Genomic DNA, 18,013 nt, shown 5'->3' on the forward strand with positions numbered 1-18,013 from the left:
AGACACAGGCGGGCTGGGTGCCCGAGGCCGACGAGGCCGACGAAGAGGAGGAGATGCCGCTCTCTCTCCGCCTCTCGATAGCGGACACCCTCACCCTCGGCAACGCCACGTGCGGCTTCATGGCGGTGTACTTCACCACCACCGGCATCCTGATCCCCCACCTCACGGGCGACCAGGAGACAGGCATGGCCCGGCACAGTGCGGCCACCGCGGTCATCCTGATGCTCTGCGCGGCCGTGTTCGACCTGTTCGACGGCCTGGTGGCCCGCAAGCTGCGCTCGTCGCCGATGGGTGCGGAGCTGGACAACCTCTCCGACCTGATCAGCTTCGGGCTGGCGCCGGCGTACTTCGTTCTCGTCTACGGCATGGTCGCCGACGACGCACACCAGAGAGTGGCCGCGCTCGGGGCAATCGTGGTGCTCCTGGCCGTGGTGCTCAGACTGGCGCGCTTCAGCTGCGTGACCATGAAGGACGGCATGTTCCAGGGCATGCCGTCGCCGTTCGGCGCGTTGACGGTCGTCTCGATCGTGCTGCTGGAGCTGCCGTTCGTGGCGACGCTGCTGGCGATCCTGGGCACGGCCTGGCTGATGGTGAGCCGGGTCGAGTACCCGAAGCCGAGGGGACGGCTCGCCGGGGCGATGCTCGGCTGGATCGTGCTGTCCATGGGCCTCCTGGCCGCCTGGGCCTTCGACGCTCCGAGCGGTCAGCTGCTCCTGCAGACGGGCTGCGCGCTGCAGCTGGTCATGGGCGCGGTGATTCCGCTGTTCGCCACGGCCCGCCGGGTGAACAACTTCCGCGACAACCGGCGCGAGGCGCGGGCGGCCCAGCTGCCCTGACCCCTCACGACACGACCACGGGTGTGGCCCGGGCCTTGGAGGCCCGGGCCACACCCGTTTCTCCTGCACCGCCTGTTTGCAGCAGGCACAGCACAAGAGGACGGTGGAGACAGGGGGATTCGCGGAATTCGCCCAGCTTTAGCGCCGCCTCACGGCTTTTGCCCCTGGCGGCTCAGGGCGTCCCGCCCTATCCGCTCCGCGACCCGCTCCAGGATCGGCCCGGCGTCGGCCATGCACCGCGCCACGTCCGGCTCGACCTCCGTCAGCGGGTACGCCCGCCGGATCCCGGCCAGTTCCAGCGCCGCGGGCTCCAGCGCCAGCCGCCCGCACACGGCGACGACGTCCCTGCCCGCGGCGCGGGCGGCGGCGGCCACCCCCGCCGGGGCCTTGCCGTGCAGCGTCTGCTCGTCCAGGGAGCCCTCGCCGGTGATCACCAGGTCGGCCCGCTGCAGTGCCGGGGCGAAGCCCAGGACGTCCAGCATGACCTCGATGCCGGGGCGGAAGCGGGCGCCCAGCAGGAGGGCGCCGTATCCGATGCCGCCCGCCGCGCCCGCACCCGGTGCCGCCGCGTACTCGGCGGCCCGCGGCCCGGCCTCGGTCTCCAGGACCTTGGCGAAGTGCGCGAGGGCCGCGTCCAGGGTGTCCACGTCCTGGGCAGAGGCCCCCTTCTGCGGGCCGTAGACCGCGGGCGCGCCCTTGGGACCGGTCAGCGGGTTGTCGACGTCGCTGGCGAGGATCAGCTCGACCGAGGACAGCCGGGGGTCCAGGCCCGACAGGTCGGCGCGGGCCAGGGCGGCCAGTCCCCCGCCGCCGGGCGGCACCGGCTCCCCGCGCTCGTCCAGGAAGCGCGCGCCCAGCGCGGCCAGCATCCCGGCGCCGCCGTCCGTCGTGGCGCTGCCGCCCACGCCGAACACGATGGTGCGCGCCCCCGCGTCCAGCGCGGCCCGCAGCAGCTCCCCGGAGCCGTACGTCGAGGCTGTGAGCGGCGCGAAGACACCGGCCGGCAGCCGCTGCAGGCCGCTGGCCTCCGCCATTTCCACCACCGCCGTGTCGCCGCGCAGCGCGAACGCGGCCGTGACCTCCTGTCCGAGCGGCCCGGCGACCCGGACCTCCCGGCGTTCGAAGCCTGCCGCGACCGCCGCGTCCACCGTCCCGTCGCCGCCGTCGGCCACGGGCAGCGCCTCGACCCGAAGGCCCGGCACGACCCGGCGCAGCCCGGCCGTCACCCGCTCGGCGACCTGCACGGCCGTCAGCGAGCCCTTGAACTTGTCCGCGGCGATGAGCACCCGACGGGTGTCGTTCACTGCAGCGTCCGCCACCTTGCTTTCCCCTTGCTCTCCGGGCCCCGCGCACGTCGGGGCCAGTCGCGCCGCTGCGACCTTAACCTCCGGACCAGCGCTGCGTCATGCCCCGACCACACGCTGGGCAGCCGCCGCGCCCGGGGGAAGACGTCCGCCGGGAAAACGGGTACACCCCTGCCATGAGCACGCAGCGCCCCGAGCCGGATCTCGCCGACCGTATCCACGGCGGATGGCTCGGCCGGATCGCCGGCAACATGCTCGGCAAGCCGGTCGAACAGGGGGAGGTGTGGACGCGCGAGCGCATCGACCGCTATCTGCGGCGGGCCGAGGCCCTGCCGCTCACCGACTACCTGCCGGAGCCCGCCACCCCCGGCGACCGCGCCGTGCTGCGCCCGGAGTGGCGCCAGTGCGTGCGCGGCCGGATCCACGGCAGCTGCCGGGACGACGATGTCGACTACGCGATCCTCGGCCTCGACCTGCTGGAGATCCACGGCTTCGGCTTCAGCACCGAGCAGGTCAGCGGCCTGTGGCTGTTGCGGCTGCCGTATCTGCAGACCTTCACCGCGGAGCGGGCGGCCTACCGCAATCTCACGAACGGGCTGAAACCGCCGCTGACGGCGACGTACGACAACCCGTACCAGGAGTGGATCGGCGCCCTGATCCGGGCCGATGTGCACGGCTGGACCCGTCCCGGCGACCCGGCGGGCGCGGCCGGGCAGGCCCGCCGGGACGCGGTCCTGTCCCACACCGGCAACGGCGTCTACGGCGCCATGTGGGCCGCCGCGCTGATCTCGGCGGCGTTCACCGCCGAGACCGTGCGCGACGCGCTGGAGAGCGCGCTCGGCGTGATCCCGGCGAGCAGCCGCCTGGCCCGCACCCTGCGCCGGGTGATGACGCTCCACGAGTCCGGGCTGCCCTGGGAGGAGACCCTGGCCACGGTGTCCGCGGAGACCGCGGGGCTCGGCTGGATCCACACCGTCCCGAACGCGGCCGTCCTCACCGCCGGGCTGCTGTACGGCGACGACGACTTCACGCGCACGCTCGCCCTGACCGTGCGCGGCGGTCTGGACACCGACTCCAACGGGGCGACGGCGGGTTCGGTGGCCGGGGTCCGTGTCGGCGCGGCGGCCGTCCCCGCCCAGTGGCGGGATCCGCTGGAGGACACGGTCCGCAGCGCGGTGTTCGGCTTCGACGGCGTACGGATCAGTGCGCTGGCCGAACGCACCCTGCGCCTGGCGACGAGCGGGCCGTAGCCCAGCGCCGCCTGGTTACCCTTCCTGAATGACTTCAACCCAGGACTTCGCCGCGTACATCGCCGGCCTGCCCCGTGTCCTCGCCGGTGCCGCCGCCCTCTTCCGCGACGCCGAGGGGCGCGTGCTGCTCGTCGAGCCCAACTACCGCGAGGGCTGGGCCCTTCCGGGGGGCACGATCGAGTCGGACGACGGCGAGACGCCCCGCCAGGGGGCACGCCGCGAGACGCTGGAGGAGATCGGCCTGGACCGGGAGCTGGGGCGGCTGCTGGCCGTGGACTGGGTGCACGGCACGGGAAGGCCACCGCTGGTGGCGTACGTGTACGACGGCGGCGTCCTCACGGACTCCGAGCTCAAGGCCATCCGTCTGCAGCAGGAGGAGCTGCTCTCCTGGCGTCTGGTCCCCCGCGAGGAGATCACCGGCCGTCTGCCCGGCGCCCTCGGCCGCCGTGCCCTCGCGGCGCTGGACGTGCTGGCGGAGGGCTCGGGCACGGCGGAGCTGGAGAACGGTCACCGGGTGGCCTGAGCGGAGGAGTACTACGTCCGGGGTTGCCTGCGGCGGGGCATCAGCAGGTAGGCCGCCACCGCCGCCGCGACCGGCAGGACGCTGACGACCAGCATGGTGAGGCGCAGACTTTGGGCGAAGTCCAGCCCGAGGTTCAGCCCTGAAGCCTGGCGGAGCAGGTTCGGGTCGTACACGGTGCTGCCCGGGCTGTGCGCCATCCCGCTGCGCACGGCATCCACGGCCTGCTCTGCCCTGGCCACCGACAGCCCGCGTGCCTTCGCGTCCGCCAGCCACTCACGGTGGAAGAACACGTTGAGGAGCAGCAGGTAGACGGTGGGCCCCAAAGCGGTGCCGGTCACCGCGAAGGCCATCTGAACGGAGGCCACCGTGCCGGAACGTCCTTCCGGCGCTTGGGAGAGGACCGTCTCGGACACCGATGTGGAAGCCACCACCGACCCGAGGTTGGACGACCAGGTGGCCACCACGAGCAGCCACACCGCCATCGTGGGTCCGGCGGTGCCCGCCAGCAGCAGTCCGCCGGCCGCCATGATCAGCAGGCCGGTGACCATGACGGGCCGCGGGGTGCACGTCCCGACCAGGCGCCCCGCCAGGATGACGGCACCGGCGATCAGCAGGGTGCCGGGCAGGTACAGCAGGCCGATGGTCTCCGGGGACAACGCCAGCACCGCGCTGCCGAACTGCCCCAGGACGATGCTGAGACCCGCGATCAGCAGGTTCAGGGTGAGGGTCGCGCACAGGGCCACGCTGAACGGCGCGCTGCGGAACAGTGCCAGGTCCACCACGGGATCCGGAGCGCGGCGCGCATGGAGTACGAAGAGCAGGGCGGCGAGCGCACTGATCGACAAAGGGACCCAGGTCTCGGGCCGGGAGACACCGTTCTGCGCCGCGGCGAGTCCGACGACGAGGGCCAGCAGGATCATCCCGACCAGAGCGACACCGACCACGTCGAGGTGACGGCCCTGCTGGACGGGTGACTCGGTGACGTACCGGGCGATCAGCCAGAGCGAGACCAGGCACAGCACGGGGGCGATGAGGAACAGGAACCGCCAGCCGACGGCCGCCACCACCCAGCCGGCGAAGGTGGGGGTCACCCCGCACAGCATCACGTCGACGGCCATCATGAGGCCGATGGCCACCGGCCGCCGCTCGGGCGCCACGGACACCTTCAGCAGGGCCAGGGGGACCCCCAGCAGGGCGGTCATCCCCAGGCCGTCCAGGAAGCGCATCGCCAGCAGGTAGCCGTAGCCGGGAGACAGGGTGGAGAGCAGATCGACGACCGTGACCACGATCAGTCCCGCCATGAGCAGTCGCTTGAGCCCGATGGCGTCTCCGATCCTGCCCGCGGCGAGAACGGAGGCCGCCATCACCAAAGTCGCCGCTCCGCCGAGCAGCCCCACGCCCTGCGGCGGCACATGCAGGGCCCGCGTCACGTGCGGCAGGTTCAGGCTGAGCACCAGCGGGTCGAGGACCGAGACCGTGAAGGCGAGCGCGGGTCCGAGGACGATCGGCAGGAGCGCCGCGCCGCCGCGTGACCCGACTGCAGTCACTGCGACACCCCCTGTGCTCCCAGGCCCATGCCGGCCGACGCTAACCCGGCCCCCGCGTGCCGCCGGGCTTTCCCGGGCCGACGCGCACAAAAGCCCGGCGTTCGGCCCACCCGGGGTCCGGCGCCGTAGCACGCCGATAACAGCTCGCCTCACGCGCACGGGCGTCCTACCCTCGGCCCATGAACAGGCCCCTCATCGCCGTCCTCAGTGGTGCCGGTATCTCCACGGACTCCGGGATCCCTGACTACCGCGGCCCGAACGGGCTGTGGCGGCGGGATCCGCAGGCCGAGAAGCTCGTGACGTACGAGTACTACATGAGCGATCCGGAGGTCCGGCGCCGCTCCTGGCAGATGCGGCGCAAGAGCCGCACGCTCCAGGCGCAGCCGAACGCCGCGCACCTGGCCGTGGCCGAGCTCGAGCGCTCCGGAGTGCCCGTGCGGGTCATCACGCAGAACGTGGACGGACTGCACCAGCTCGCCGGCATGCCCGCACGCAAGGTGCTGGAACTGCACGGCACCGCGCACAGCGTCGTGTGCACGCGGTGCCATGCGCGCGGCCCCATGGAGGACGCCCTGGCCCGCGTCGAGGCCGGCGAGGAGGACCCGCCGTGCCTCACGTGCGGCGGCATCCTCAAGTCCGCCACCGTGATGTTCGGCGAACGGCTCGACCCCATGGTGCTCGGCGAGGCCGTCGCGATCACCAAGGCCTGCACGGTGTTCATCGCGGTCGGCAGCAGCCTCCAGGTGCAGCCCGCCGCCGGCCTCGCCGGTCTCGCCGCCGACCACGGCGCGCGGCTGATCATCGTCAACGCCGAGCCGACCCCGTACGACGACCGCGCCGACGACGTCGTCCGGGAGCCGATCGGCACGGCGCTGCCGGCGCTGCTGCGCGGGCTGCGCGACGCCGGTCGGTGATCGGCGTCGTGCCGCTCGACCACCCCGTCGGACCAGGTCTTACTGTCAGACCAGGTAGTTCTTGTAGAAGATGCTGGAGCGGCGGTCGCCTTCGTCGCCGGTGGCGAAGCCGATGAAGAGACGGGACTCGCCCGCGTCGGTGCGGTAGATGGCGAGACCCTCGGGTTCCCGCCAGGTCAGCGTGGAGCCGGCCTTGGTGAACACCGGGCCCTGGGCGATCTTGCCGGTGTTCACATTGATGCTGGTGAGGTAGGTGTTTCCGGGAGGCGGGTTGGTGCCCGAGTAGTGGTCGCCCGTCTGGAAGTACATGTAGGAGCCGTACAGGGTGTAGCCCTGGGCCGTGCCGGCGATCGGCGGCGGGGTGAACTTGGCGACCGGCCTGCTGAAGTCGCCCCTGTCGACGTCGGAGAGGTTGTAGACGGCGATGTGCTTGGCGCCGTCCTTGTGGTAGCGGACGATCATGCGCTTGTACACCGGGTCGATGGAGCAGGTGTACTCCGAGGCACCGGAGATCGGCTGGAACCTGCCGAAGGTGGTGGACGACGCGTCGAGGGTGGTGCCCGCGCGGTACTTGATCAGGGCGAGCTTGGTGCCGTAGCCGTGGCCGTTGGCCTCGCACTCGATCCACAGGTAGCTGCTGCTGCCGCTCGGGCGGACACCGAAGGCGACGCCGTGACCGAACCCGTTGAGGTGCATGTACGACACGTAGTTGCCGTGCAGGTCGAGGTGGCTGATGCACAGGTCGCCGGCCGACTCCGGGCTGCCCGACCGTTTGGCGGCGACGAACAGACGCTTGTTGACGGAGTCGAAGGCGAAGCTCTGCTGGACGCGCGTGCTGTGCAGCCTCTTGCTGCGGAACAGGTCGTAGGAGGGCTTCGACAGGTCGAAGCGCTTCGTCGTGGTCACCGACGCGGACGCACTCTGGGCGCCGTACCCGAGACCGAGCGCGGCGAGTCCGGCGCCTGCGCCGGTGCGCAGCAGCCCTCGACGGGTGGGGGACGTACGTGCGGTGAACTCCATGAAGAGCCTCTCTGAGAAGGTGGGTGAACAACCCAACCTAATACACGGAGTTCACAGGCAGTCACTTCGCTCAGGGCACCTGGAACAGTGCCGTTCCCCGTTCGAAGTCGAGGAGTCGGCGTTTGCGGTCCAGGCCGCCGCCGTAGCCGGTGAGGCTGCCGTCGGAGCCGATCACGCGGTGGCAGGGGACGATGATGCCCACGGGGTTGCGGCCGTTGGCGAGACCGACCGCGCGGGACGCGCCGGATCTGCCCAGGGCGTCGGCGAGTTGGCCGTAGCTGCGCGTCTCGCCGTGGGGGATCCGGGTGAGCTGGTCCCAGACGGCTCGCTGGAACGGGGTTCCCACCAGGGCCAGTCGGACGGTGAAGGTCTTCAACTCGCCCGCGAAGTACGCCGAGAGCTGTTCGCCCGCTTCGGCGAACACGGCTCGGCCGTCGTCGCGCTCGCCGAAGCTCTCCTCGTCCGGGCGGTGCCGCTGGCCGGCCATGTACAGGCCGCACAGGGCTCCGTCGGCGTCGGCGACGAGGGTGAGCGGGCCGTAGGGGCTGTCGATGACCGTGTGCTGCCTCACGGTGAACCTTCTTACGCGGGGAGGAAGTTGATCGGGTGGCTGTCGGTCGCCCACAGGTACTGGACGGCGTAGGCACGCCAGGGCCGCCAGGCCGCCGCGCGTGCGGTGAGCGCGGCCGGGGTGGACGGCAGGCCCAGCTCCTGCGCCGCGCGCCGGATGCCCAGGTCGGTGGGGAGGAAGGCGTCGGGGTCGCCGAGGGCGCGCATCGCGATGACCTCGACCGTCCAGGGACCGAAGCCGGGCAGGGCGAGCAGGCGGGCGCGGGCCTCGGACCAGTCGGATTCGGCTCCCAGGTGCAGTCTTCCGTCCGCGAGTTGTTCCACGAGGGTGGTGAAGGTGGTGCGCCGGGTGCGGGGCATGGCAAGGGTCTCGGGGTCGACGGCGGCCAGCGCCTGCGGGGAGGGGAAGAGGTGGGTGAGACCGCCCTCGGGGTCGTCCAGCGGTTTGCCGTGCGCGGTGACCAGGCGGGCCGCGTGCGTGCGGGCGGCGGCCGTGGAGACCTGCTGTCCGAGCACGGCGCGGACGGCGAACTCGGCCGCGTCGACCGTCCGCGGCACCCGGCGGCCCGGGGCCTTGTCGACCAGGGGTGCGAGCAACGGGTCCGTGCGCAGCTGGTCGTCCACGGCGACCGGGTCGGCGTCCAGGTCGAGCAGGCGGCGGCAGCGGCTGATGGCCACGGTCAGGTCGCGCAGGTCGCTCAGGGTGAGGCGGCAGGCGATGTGGTCGGGGCGCGGGGCGAGCGCGACGATGCCGTGCCCGTACGGCAACTGCAGCGTGCGCCGGTAGGCGCCGTCCCGCCACTCCTCCACGCCGGGTACGGCGGTGGCGGCGAGGTGGCCGAAGAGGTTGTCCGGGTTGAGCGGGGCGCGCAGCGGCAGCCGGAGGGAGAGGGCTCCGGGGGTGGCCGGGGCGGTGGTTGCGGGGTTCTTCGGCAGTCTGGCGCGCAGTTCACCGGGGGTCAGGGCGAACACCTCGCGCACGGTGTCGTTGAAGGTGCGGATGGAGGAGAAACCGGCCGCGAAGGCGATCTGCGACATGGGCAGCGGGGTCGTCTCGATGAGCAGCCGCGCGGTCTGGGCACGCTGGGCGCGGGCCAGCGCGAGGGGCCCGGCCCCCAGCTCCGCGAGGAGCTGCCGCTCGACCTGCCGGGTGCTGTAGCCGAGCCGCGCGGCGAGTCCGGGCACACCCTCGCGGTCCACGACCCCGTCGGCGATCAGCCGCATGGCGCGGGCCACCAGGTCGGCGCGCCGGTTCCACTCCGGGGAACCCGGGCTGGTGTCCGGCCGGCAGCGCTTGCAGGCCCGGAAACCGGCCTGCTGGCAGGCGGCGGCGCTCGGGTGGAACGTCATGTTCTCCGGCTTGGGCGGGACCGCCGGGCAGCTGGGCCGGCAGTAGATGCGGGTGGTCAGGACGGCCGTGAAGAACCACCCGTCGAACCGCGCGTCCTTGGACTGCACGGCGCGCACGCAGTGCTCCCGGTCGAGGTGCATGCCTGTCTGCATGCGTCCAGGATCGGGCAGAGCGGCACGCGTGTGCTGGCGAGAATCCGACACGTACCTGGGCATGGCCAGGCCTTCCATGGCCTCCGGCAGGTGAAGGTCGCCTCTTGGCTGCCCAGCCCCGCGTGCCGCCCCGCCCAGCCCCGCGTGCCGCCCCGCTCAGGCCTGAGCGTGTCCCTGCCGGAAGGTGGTGATCCACTCGGATGTGGCCCGCAGTCCGCCGAAGGTGTAGAAGTGCACCTTCACCACGCCGTGGCGGGCCGGGTCGTACCCGCGGGCCAGTGCGTGCAGGAAGCGGTCCGGGCCGGTCGTGCCCATGAGGTTGGTCAGCGAGAAGCCGTACTTGCGGGCGACGGAGGCGCTGCTGGCGACGCCGAAACGGGTGGCGTAGCCGAGCAGGCGGCGTACGCCCGCCGGACCGGGGACGCCGATACGGACGGGCAGTCGCACCCCGCGGGCACGGGCGGCCTCGAGCCAGGTCAGGACCGGATCGACGTCGAAGCCGAACTGGGTGATGACGTCGCCGGAAAGCCGTTCGGCGCCGAGGGCCGCCGTCTTGTCGGTGAGCGCCGACCACAGCGCGCGGTCGGCAATCGCGGGGTGGCCCTCCGGGTAGCCGCTGATGCCGATGTGGCGGACGCCGTGGTGCTGGAGCAGCCCGGTGCGGATGACGGCGAGTGCGTCCTCGTAAGGGCCCTCGGGGCGGGCCGGGTCGCCGCCGACCACGAACACGTTCTCCCCGGTGCCGTCCGCCGCCAGCCCGGCCAGGAACTCCTCCAGGTGGGCTCGGGAGGGCAGCCGGCGGGCGGAGATGTGCGGGACGGGGACGAAGCCGAGCCGTTTGACCGCGCGGGCGGCGGCCAGGCGCATGCCGGGGTCCTCGCCCGCGAGGAAGGTTATGTTGATCCGGGTGCCCTGCGGGATGCCACCGGCCGCCTCCTCCAGTGCGGGCACGTCCTTGCCGGTCATCTCCAAGGAGAAGTCGTCCAGCAGGGAGAGGTCGTCCCGTGAGGTGTCCTCCCGCGCGCTCTCGACTCCGTTCGAGCGGAGGGGTTCTCCGGCGGCCGGGGCGGTGAGGGCGGGGTTCATCGTGCTCCTTGGGCGAGGGGGTGCGCTGGTGCGAGAGCGGGTGGGCAGGTCCGCGGCCCGGTGGGGCGACGGTCCCGGCCGATGATGTCATGACCGGCGAACCACCCCTCCACTCGTACCGTTTGTTCTGTTATGACAGGCTCGTTCCATGATCGCTCCGGCACCACGGCCGGCACGGCCGGTGCCGAGGCCGCCGCCCTGTCCCCCGGATGCCGGAGCGACCGCCCGCGCCTTCCGGCAGGCCGCCGACGAGGGCGGGTTCGTCGCCGATGCCGGTGCCGCGGGCCGTCCGCAGCGCCTGCACGGCCGGAACGGCCCGGTGACGGCGGCCACCTGGACGCCCGATGAGCCACTCGGTGGCACCGGACGCAGCGGCGTCGACGTGCTCGGGGCCGCGCACGAGCGCCTTCTCGACCCCCTCCTGCCCGGGCGTTCCTCCGCTTGCGGAGCCGTCGGCACCACGCTTGGGTTGATAAGGACTCGATCACCGCATCTGGAGCGCACCATGGCGATGTCGTCCTTCGGTTTCGGCTCGTCCGATCCCTTCAGCGAATTGCTGAATCGATTCTTCGGTATGTCGCCCGCCTCCTCGCCGCCGGCGGTGCAGCGGGTGCCGATCGGACGGCTGCTCACCGAGTCCTCGCAGGAACTCCTCAATCTGGCGGCCCAGCGGGCCGTGGAGGACGGGACGTCCGACCTCGACACGGAGCACCTGCTGTGGGCGGCCACGAAGGTGGACCCCGCGCGTGCGCTCCTGGCTCAGGCAGGGGTCGACCCCGACACGCTCGCGTCCGAGATCGGCAAGATCCTGCCCTGGGAGTCCGGCGAGCCGTCCTCGGAACCGGGTCTCACCCCCGCGGCCAAGCGCACCCTCGCCACCGCGTACGCCCGTTCGCAGGCGATGGGGACGTCGTACATCGGTCCCGAGCACATTCTCGGCGCGCTGCTGGACGACCCGGACTCCGGTGCCACGCGGCTTCTGCGCGCCGAGGGCCGGGACGTGCGCAGACTGGCGGGCCTGACCGAACAGGCGGCCCGCGCGGAAGGGCAGCCGCCCAAGGAGAAGAAGCCCGCGACGACGCTGGACGAGTACGGCCGGGACCTCACCGAGGAGGCCAGGGCCGGCAAGCTCGACCCGGTGGTGGGGCGGGCCGAGGAGATCGAGCAGACCGTCGAGATCCTCTCGCGGCGCTCCAAGAACAACCCGGTGCTGATCGGCGAGCCGGGTGTCGGCAAGACCGCCATCGTGGAGGGGCTGGCGCAGCGCATCGTGGCCGACGAGGTGCCCGAGACCCTGAAGGGCAAGCGGGTGGTCGCTCTCGACATGTCCGGGCTGGTGGCGGGGGCGCAGTACCGGGGCCAGTTCGAGGAGCGGCTGAAGAAGGTCATCGGGGACGTGCAGGCCGCGGGCGGGAGCATCATCCTGTTCATCGACGAGCTGCACACCGTCGTCGGCGCCGGCGCCACGGGCGAGGGCGCGATGGACGCGGGCAACATCCTGAAACCCGCCCTGGCCCGCGGCGAGTTGCACGTGGTGGGCGCGACGACCATCGACGAGTACCGCAAGTACGTGGAGAAGGACGCCGCACTGGAACGCCGCTTCCAGCCGGTGATGGTGCCCGAGCCGACGGTCGAGGAGACCGTGCAGATCCTGGAGGGGCTGCGCGACGCGTACGAGGCACACCATCAGGTCCGGTACACCGACGAGGCGTTGGCCGCTGCGGCGGAGATGTCCGACCGCTACATCACCGAACGGTTCCTGCCCGACAAGGCGATCGACGTGGTGGACCAGGCGGGCGCCCGGGTGCGGCTGCGCAGCGCCGCCCGGTCCACCGAGGTGGTCGACCGCGAGGACCGTATCGCCAAGCTGCGGCGGGAACAGGACCAGGCCGTCGCCGCCGAGGACTTCGAGAAGGCTGCGCAGCTCAAGCAGCAGATCGCGGAGGTGGAGGGGGAACTCGCGGGCATCGAGGAGCGGCGCGCGGGTGTCGTGTCCGTCACCGCCCGCGACATCGCGGACGTCGTCTCCCGGCGTACCGGGATCCCGGTCTCCCAGCTGACCGCCAGTGAGAAGGAGAAGCTGCTCGAGCTGGAGGAGGCAATGCACGCGCGGATCGTCGGCCAGGACGAGGCCGTCACCGCCGTCTCGCAGGCGGTGCGACGCAACCGGGCGGGCATGGGCGACCCGAACCGTCCCGTCGGGTCCTTCCTGTTCCTCGGTCCCACCGGCGTCGGCAAGACCGAACTCGCCAAGACACTCGCGGAGTTGCTGTTCGGCGAGGAGGACCGCATGATCCGCTTCGACATGAGCGAGTTCCAGGAGAAGCACACGGTCGCCCGGCTCGTCGGTGCTCCTCCGGGATACATCGGTTACGAGGAGGCGGGCCAGCTCACCGAGAAGGTGCGCCGGCAGCCCTACAGCGTGGTCCTGTTCGACGAGGTGGAGAAGGCACACCCCGACGTCTTCAACACGCTGCTGCAGATCCTGGACGACGGGCGCCTCACCGACGCCCAGGGCCGCACCGTCGACTTCCGCCACTGCGTCATCATCATGACGTCCAACATCGGCGCCCGTCGCATCCTCGACCACAGGGGCGATGTGTCCGACCTCAAGGACGCGTTGATGGACGAGCTGCGGACGCGGTTCCTGCCGGAGTTCCTCAACCGCATCGACGACATCATCATCTTCCACGGCCTCACCGAGACCGATCTGGCGCAGATCGTGGACCACCTGCTGGACCGCAGCAAGCACCGGGTGCGCGCACAGGGTATGCGGCTGGAGGTCACGGAGGCCGCGAAGAAGCTGCTCATCGCGCACGGCCACCAGCCGGAGTTCGGCGCCCGCCCGCTGCGCCGCACGATCCAGGCCGAACTGGACAACCGGATCGCCTCGCTGCTGCTCGGCGACGAGGCGGAGCCCGGGGACACGATCGTCGCCGACGTCGTGGACGACTCCCTGCACTGCACGGTCCGCAGGCCCGAACCGGGAGGGGCGGGCGAGGGCGGTCCGGCCGGCGGTGAGCAGTCGGTGCCGGGCGCCGCGGGCTGAGCGCGCCGCCCGGGCTCGGGGTGCCCCGCCGGGAGACCCCCACCGTGGTCGCGGTCCGTCGGGCGTGTCGTGGCTCGACGAGGCGCCGGGCCGACGGCCGGAAAGGAGGACGCGCCCGAGGGGGGCTGTCGGCCGTGACGAGGCCCTGGCTCCTGGAGCCGCCCGTCCGCCCACCGCAAGGCGGCGGGGTCACCGAAGGGGGTGGGGGCCGTGAGCGCCTCCGGTGACGGGCGGCAGCTCCGGCGGGGCGACCGGCCACTGACGAGACGCGCTGAGGTCACCGTCCGGGCGAGGGCCTGACGCTCCGACGGCCGCCGGGGCGGGACGGCCGCGCGCCCCGGCTGCCCGGGGGCTACTTCAGCTGCGCGGTCAGCAGGTGGGCGTCGAGCAGGGCGACCTCCGAGGTGCGTGCGGCCCGGGAGTAGCCGGTCAGCATGCGCTTGGTGAGCGTGACCGCCTCGGCGGAGCGCCGCGTCAGCGGGTGGACCCACGCCGTGACGGCCGCGTCCAGTTCGTCGGGCGGCACCACCTTGTGCAGCAGTCCGAGCCGGTGCGCGGTGGCCGCGTCGAACGGCTCGCAGGTGAGCATGAGTTCCCGGATCCGGGCGGCCCCGGCCTCGGTGATCAGCCGGCCCATGGCGCCGCCCCACGCGGGAGGCAGGCCGATGCCGATCTCGGGCATGCGGAACCGGCAGTCCTCCGCTCCCGCCCGCAGGTCGCAGTAGGCGGCGAGCGCGAGACCGGCGCCGATCACCCTGCCGTGCAGCCGCGCGATGGTCACCGCGTGCGTGTTCTCAAGGGCTTCGCACACGCGGTACGCCTTGTCGACGATGCGGCGCAGTGCGGCGCCGGTGGGGTCGGCCGCGAGTGCCTCCTGGTACTCGGTGCGGTCGGCGCCGAGACAGAAGTCCGGGCCCGCCCCGGTCAGGACCAGCACCCGGACGTCCGGCCGCTCGTGGAGGCCGTCGAGCAAAGCGAGGAGGTCGTCGAGGACGGCGACGGGCAGCGTGTTGTGCTGGGGGGCGGTGCCCAGGCGTACCCGTAGGACGGGGCCGTCCTGGTCGACGCTCAGCGCCGGGCGGGGGGAGGCGGAAGGGAGGGTCATCTCGGTCATATGAGGGCGACGTCCAGATTCAGCAGTCGTCTGAAGGCCACGCGCGGGGCCCAGGTGGGCCTGCGTACGAGGGTGAGCCGCGGAAAGCGCGTGACCAGCTGGTGGAGGAGGGTCTGGGCCTCGAGGCGGGCCAGGGGCGCGCCGAGGCAGTAGTGCATGCCTCCGCTGAAGGCGAGGTGGGCCGGTTTGCGGTGCATGTTGAACAGTTCGGGGTCCTCGTGCCTGGCCGGGTCCCGGTGGGCCGCTGCCACCATGAGGTGGACCATCTCGTCCTTGCGGATCTCGACGTCGCCGAGGACCAGGTCGCGGGAGGCGACGCGGCTGATGACATGGGTGGGCGGGTCGTAGCGCAACGATTCTTCTACCGCGGCGGGCACGAGGTCGGGCTGGACGGTGAGCCGGTCCCACTGCCGGGGGTGCTCCAGGAGCAGCAGGGTCATGGTGGACAGCAGTGTGGCGGTGGTCTCCTGGGCCGCGAGGAGCACGAAGAGCGTCAGGAAATAGACAGCGTCGTCCGCCCGGTCGCGGTCGGGCTCCATGGAGTCCCATACCTCGATCCAGCGCGACACCGGGTCCGGGCCCGGGTTCTTGCGCCGCTCGCGCACCAGGTCCTTGAAATAGGTGCGCAGTTCCGCCGTGGCCGCGTCCGACAGGGCCAGCTGGCTGGCCGAGGGCAGCAGTTCCTGGGTGAACACCTGATCGTGTGTCAGCTCACGCAGCCGGGGGTAGTCGGAGGTCGGCAGCCCCAGCCAGTACCCGACGGTGGCCACCGGCAGTTCCTCGCCGACCAGGGCGTTGAAGTCCGCCTCGCCGTCATGCAGCCGCTCGGCGAGGGAGTCCAGCAGCCGGCTCGTGAACCGCTCCACCGGGCCCCTGAGTTGCTCCAGGCTGCCGCGGTCGAACATGCCCGCGGACCGGCGCACCCAGGTGTGCTCCGGGGGGTTGAGGGCCGGCAGGGTACGGCTCATCTCCCGTGAGGAGGCGGCCGTCCAGCGTGTCCCGTCTCCCTGCTGCTCCCGCCAGCGCGCGTCCGGCTCCAGCCAGTCCCGGCTGCGCAGCAGCTGGTCGCACAGGGAGAAGCCGGTGACGAGATACCCGCCCCAGGGAGCTGCGGAGACATCACCCCTCGACCGCAGCTCCGCGTAGATCGGAAACGGATTGGACTGACCCTTCGCCGTCCGCAGACGGGAGAAGAGCGAAACCGCATAACGTCTGTCCGCAAGCGGAGTTGTCGCAGTCTCCACGGCGACCCTTTCTTGATCTAGGCATCAGCCGCCATGCATACCCTCCGCTTGGCAGGTACATACTGTCGAGCGCTCAACATTCGAGTTGCCTGCGTCACTCGCCTCTGGTCCATGCCAGGAAGCGGCTGAACAGTCCTGGCCTGCTCGTGGGTGCACCCGCGGACCGCGGCGCCGCGGCGGGCGCGACCGCCGGCGTCTCGTGCCTGTGCACCGACGCATGGGCCGAGGTCTGGTTCCGGTTCTGCGCGGGTGCCTGGGCCGGCGCGAGGGAGCGGGGAGTGAAGCGGACGGGCAGCGCCACCAGGGAGCGGCTCCAGGGGGCCGGGACCCAGCTCAAGTCCTTGAACGGGACCCGGAGTTCGATGTCCGGAAGCCGGTTGAGGAGGGACTCCACCGCGGCGGTGGCGATCACGAAGGCCGGGTCCTTGGCGGGGCAGGCGTGCGGCCCGGCACCGAAGGCCAGGTGTGCCTTGGCGCTGAGCTGCTCGCGGTGCTCGGCCAGCCGGGGGTCGGTGTTGGCGGCGGCGAAGGAGATGAGCACGGGGTCGTTCGCCTTGACGAGCCGCCCTCCCAACTCGACGTCGTGGGTGGGGTAGTGGGCGGCGTAGTTGGCGATGGGCGCATAGTTCCACAGGACCTGGGTGACGGCGTCCTCCACCGGCAGCCCGGCCTGCCAGTCCTCACCGAGCATCAGCGCGCTGGCGGTACCGATGACCGCGGACAGGGGTGCGGTGCCCCCGGAGAGCAGGGTCACCAGCTGGTGCAGCACCTCGTCGTCGGTCAGCTCGGCCGAGTGCTGCATCAGACGGGTCGTCAGGTCGTGGCCCGGCTCGCGCCGCTTGAGGGCGATCAGCTCCATCAGCGCCTCGCCCAGCACCTGGTCCGCGCCGGCCGTGCCGGTGAAGATGCCGCTGATGCCGACGATGACACGGTCACCGATCTCGGGCGGGCATCCGAACAGGTCGCTGAAGACCAGCAGCGGCAGCGGCTGCGCGTACTCGGTCATCAGCTCGGCCTGGCCGAGGCGTTCGGAGCTGAACCGGCTGATCAGGTAGTCGGCGGACTGCTGGGTCTGCCGCACCAGCTGGAGCTCGTTGACGGTGGCCAGGCTGTCGGTGACGGCCTGGCGCAGCCGGGCGTGCGCCGCGCCGTCGCTGAACAGGGCGTTGGGCCGGTAGCCCAGCATGGGCAGCGCCGGGCTGTCCTCGGGGACGCGTCCTTCGTTCAGCGCGTTCCAGCGCCGCGAGTCGCGGACGAACGAGGCGGGGTTCTGCAGGATGTACAGGGCGGCGTCGTAGCTGGTGACCAGCTCGACCTCCACCCCCGGCGCGATGTCGACCGGCGCGCTCGGGCCGAGGGTGCGCAGGTATGCGTAGTGGCCGTCGGGGTCGGAGCCGAAGGAAGCGCCGTGGAGCTGGATGTTTCCGTGCGCGGGGCAGCCGGGGGGCGGCTCCGGTGTGCCGGGTCGCTGCTGCATGGGGTGGGGCTCCTAGTCGATGAGGGAGAGTAGGTGGTGCACGAGGGTGATCAGGGCGTGCGCCGCTGCCTGCTGGTCCCGTACGTCACAGGGGACGACGGGGGTGTGCGGGGACAGGTTGAGCGCCTCGCGGATCTCCTCGATGGGGTAAGTGGTCGTACCGTCGAAGTGGTTGACGCCGATGGCGTAGGTCAGGCCGAACCGCTCGACCAGGTCGAGGACCGGGAAGGAATCGGACAGCCGCTCGGGGTCGACGAGGACCAGCGCGCCCAGGGCGCCCCGGGACAGCTCCTCCCACATCTCCTTGAAACGTTCCTGACCGGGCGTGCCGAAGAGGTAGAGCACCACCTCGTCGTTGATGGTCAGTCGTCCGAAGTCCATGGCGACCGTCGTGGTCGTCTTGTCGGGTGTTCCCGACAGGTCGTCGAAGCCTACGCTCGCCTCGGTGATCTCCTCCTCGGTCTGCAGGGGCTCGATCTCGGAGATGCTGGCGATGCACGTGGTCTTCCCGACCCCGAAGTGCCCCACCACGAGGACCTTCACCGCGGTGCGGACACCTGAATCCAGGTACACGAA

At 71.7% G+C, this 18,013-nt stretch carries 15 protein-coding genes; 5 read left to right on the forward strand and 10 right to left on the reverse strand.

What is annotated here, in order from left to right:
• Positions 1–17 precede the first annotated feature (17 nt).
• Complete coding sequence (pssA, locus tag K7G59_RS18835) at positions 18–836, forward strand: CDP-diacylglycerol--serine O-phosphatidyltransferase (RefSeq protein WP_225835931.1); 819 nt, start codon at positions 18–20, stop codon at positions 834–836.
• Between the two features lie 149 nt (positions 837–985).
• Here pssA and K7G59_RS18840 read toward each other — a convergent pair whose 3' ends face one another.
• Positions 986–2,140, reverse strand: coding sequence for a glycerate kinase (locus tag K7G59_RS18840; RefSeq protein WP_225835702.1), 1,155 nt, complete (start codon positions 2,138–2,140; stop codon positions 986–988).
• A 176-nt stretch (positions 2,141–2,316) separates the two neighbouring features.
• Here K7G59_RS18840 and K7G59_RS18845 point away from each other — a divergent pair, with 176 nt between their 5' ends.
• On the forward strand, positions 2,317–3,390 hold the full coding sequence (locus K7G59_RS18845) for an ADP-ribosylglycohydrolase family protein (protein WP_225835704.1): 1,074 nt from the start codon (positions 2,317–2,319) through the stop codon (positions 3,388–3,390).
• 28 nt (positions 3,391–3,418) lie between these two features.
• Positions 3,419–3,913 (forward strand): NUDIX hydrolase, encoded by a 495-nt coding sequence (locus K7G59_RS18850; protein ID WP_225835706.1) that lies wholly within the window; start codon positions 3,419–3,421, stop codon positions 3,911–3,913.
• An 11-nt stretch (positions 3,914–3,924) separates the two neighbouring features.
• Here K7G59_RS18850 and K7G59_RS18855 read toward each other — a convergent pair whose 3' ends face one another.
• The gene (locus K7G59_RS18855; protein ID WP_225835708.1) at positions 3,925–5,460 is read right to left on the reverse strand and encodes an MFS transporter; all 1,536 of its coding nucleotides are present in this window, start codon (positions 5,458–5,460) and stop codon (positions 3,925–3,927) included.
• A 179-nt stretch (positions 5,461–5,639) separates the two neighbouring features.
• Here K7G59_RS18855 and K7G59_RS18860 point away from each other — a divergent pair, with 179 nt between their 5' ends.
• On the forward strand, positions 5,640–6,374 hold the full coding sequence (locus K7G59_RS18860; RefSeq protein WP_225835710.1) for a Sir2 family NAD-dependent protein deacetylase: 735 nt from the start codon (positions 5,640–5,642) through the stop codon (positions 6,372–6,374).
• 45 nt (positions 6,375–6,419) lie between these two features.
• Here K7G59_RS18860 and K7G59_RS18865 read toward each other — a convergent pair whose 3' ends face one another.
• The 4 genes from K7G59_RS18865 to K7G59_RS18880 all read right to left on the reverse strand — a co-directional run bounded on the left by K7G59_RS18865 (position 6,420) and on the right by K7G59_RS18880 (position 10,433).
• Positions 6,420–7,394: a teichoic acid biosynthesis protein C gene (locus K7G59_RS18865; protein WP_225835712.1), complete on the reverse strand. Its 975-nt coding sequence runs from the start codon at positions 7,392–7,394 to the stop codon at positions 6,420–6,422.
• 70 nt (positions 7,395–7,464) lie between these two features.
• The gene (locus K7G59_RS18870; RefSeq protein ID WP_225835715.1) at positions 7,465–7,965 is read right to left on the reverse strand and encodes a methylated-DNA--[protein]-cysteine S-methyltransferase; all 501 of its coding nucleotides are present in this window, start codon (positions 7,963–7,965) and stop codon (positions 7,465–7,467) included.
• Positions 7,966–7,976: 11 nt separating this feature from the next.
• Positions 7,977–9,455 carry an AlkA N-terminal domain-containing protein gene (locus K7G59_RS18875; RefSeq protein ID WP_225835932.1) on the reverse strand — a complete coding sequence of 493 codons (1,479 nt, stop codon included), beginning with the start codon at positions 9,453–9,455 and terminating at the stop codon, positions 7,977–7,979.
• Between the two features lie 168 nt (positions 9,456–9,623).
• Entirely contained in the window at positions 9,624–10,433 is an 810-nt protein-coding gene (locus K7G59_RS18880; protein ID WP_225835934.1) for a methylenetetrahydrofolate reductase, read from the reverse strand.
• Positions 10,434–11,058: 625 nt separating this feature from the next.
• Here K7G59_RS18880 and K7G59_RS18885 point away from each other — a divergent pair.
• Positions 11,059–13,602: an ATP-dependent Clp protease ATP-binding subunit gene (locus tag K7G59_RS18885; RefSeq protein WP_225835935.1), complete on the forward strand. Its 2,544-nt coding sequence runs from the start codon at positions 11,059–11,061 to the stop codon at positions 13,600–13,602.
• 352 nt (positions 13,603–13,954) lie between these two features.
• Here K7G59_RS18885 and K7G59_RS18890 read toward each other — a convergent pair whose 3' ends face one another.
• The 4 genes from K7G59_RS18890 to K7G59_RS18905 form a co-directional block, all read right to left on the reverse strand.
• The gene (locus tag K7G59_RS18890) at positions 13,955–14,716 is read right to left on the reverse strand and encodes an enoyl-CoA hydratase/isomerase family protein (RefSeq protein ID WP_225835717.1); all 762 of its coding nucleotides are present in this window, start codon (positions 14,714–14,716) and stop codon (positions 13,955–13,957) included.
• Positions 14,713–15,960, reverse strand: coding sequence for a cytochrome P450 (locus tag K7G59_RS18895; RefSeq protein ID WP_225835719.1), 1,248 nt, complete (start codon positions 15,958–15,960; stop codon positions 14,713–14,715). The genes K7G59_RS18890 and K7G59_RS18895 overlap by 4 nt, the downstream gene beginning before the upstream one ends.
• 94 nt (positions 15,961–16,054) lie before the next feature.
• On the reverse strand, positions 16,055–17,437 hold the full coding sequence (locus tag K7G59_RS18900) for a cytochrome P450 (RefSeq protein ID WP_225835721.1): 1,383 nt from the start codon (positions 17,435–17,437) through the stop codon (positions 16,055–16,057).
• A gap of 12 nt (positions 17,438–17,449) precedes the next feature.
• Positions 17,450–18,010, reverse strand: a complete 561-nt coding sequence (locus K7G59_RS18905) for an ATP/GTP-binding protein (RefSeq protein WP_225835723.1) — start codon at positions 18,008–18,010, stop codon at positions 17,450–17,452.
• Positions 18,011–18,013: the final 3 nt, after the last annotated feature.

It is taken from the genome of Streptomyces sp. NK08204 (assembly GCF_020400585.1).
Classification (GTDB): Bacteria; Actinomycetota; Actinomycetes; order Streptomycetales; family Streptomycetaceae; genus Streptomyces.

Excerpts from the sequence above, each read along its gene's own strand:
- K7G59_RS18860 (WP_225835710.1), top strand. The coding sequence starts at position 5,640 with ATGAACAGGCCCCTCATCGCCGTCCTCAGTGGTGCCGGTATCTCCACG.
- K7G59_RS18845 (WP_225835704.1), top strand. The coding sequence starts at position 2,317 with ATGAGCACGCAGCGCCCCGAGCCGGATCTCGCCGACCGTATCCACGGC.
- K7G59_RS18900 (WP_225835721.1), bottom strand. The coding sequence starts at position 17,437 with ATGCAGCAGCGACCCGGCACACCGGAGCCGCCCCCCGGCTGCCCCGCG.
- K7G59_RS18885 (WP_225835935.1), top strand. The coding sequence starts at position 11,059 with ATGGCGATGTCGTCCTTCGGTTTCGGCTCGTCCGATCCCTTCAGCGAA.
- K7G59_RS18850 (WP_225835706.1), top strand. The coding sequence starts at position 3,419 with ATGACTTCAACCCAGGACTTCGCCGCGTACATCGCCGGCCTGCCCCGT.
- K7G59_RS18865 (WP_225835712.1), bottom strand. The coding sequence starts at position 7,394 with ATGGAGTTCACCGCACGTACGTCCCCCACCCGTCGAGGGCTGCTGCGC.
- K7G59_RS18880 (WP_225835934.1), bottom strand. The coding sequence starts at position 10,433 with ATGACCGGCAAGGACGTGCCCGCACTGGAGGAGGCGGCCGGTGGCATC.
- K7G59_RS18890 (WP_225835717.1), bottom strand. The coding sequence starts at position 14,716 with ATGACCGAGATGACCCTCCCTTCCGCCTCCCCCCGCCCGGCGCTGAGC.
- K7G59_RS18875 (WP_225835932.1), bottom strand. The coding sequence starts at position 9,455 with ATGCACCTCGACCGGGAGCACTGCGTGCGCGCCGTGCAGTCCAAGGAC.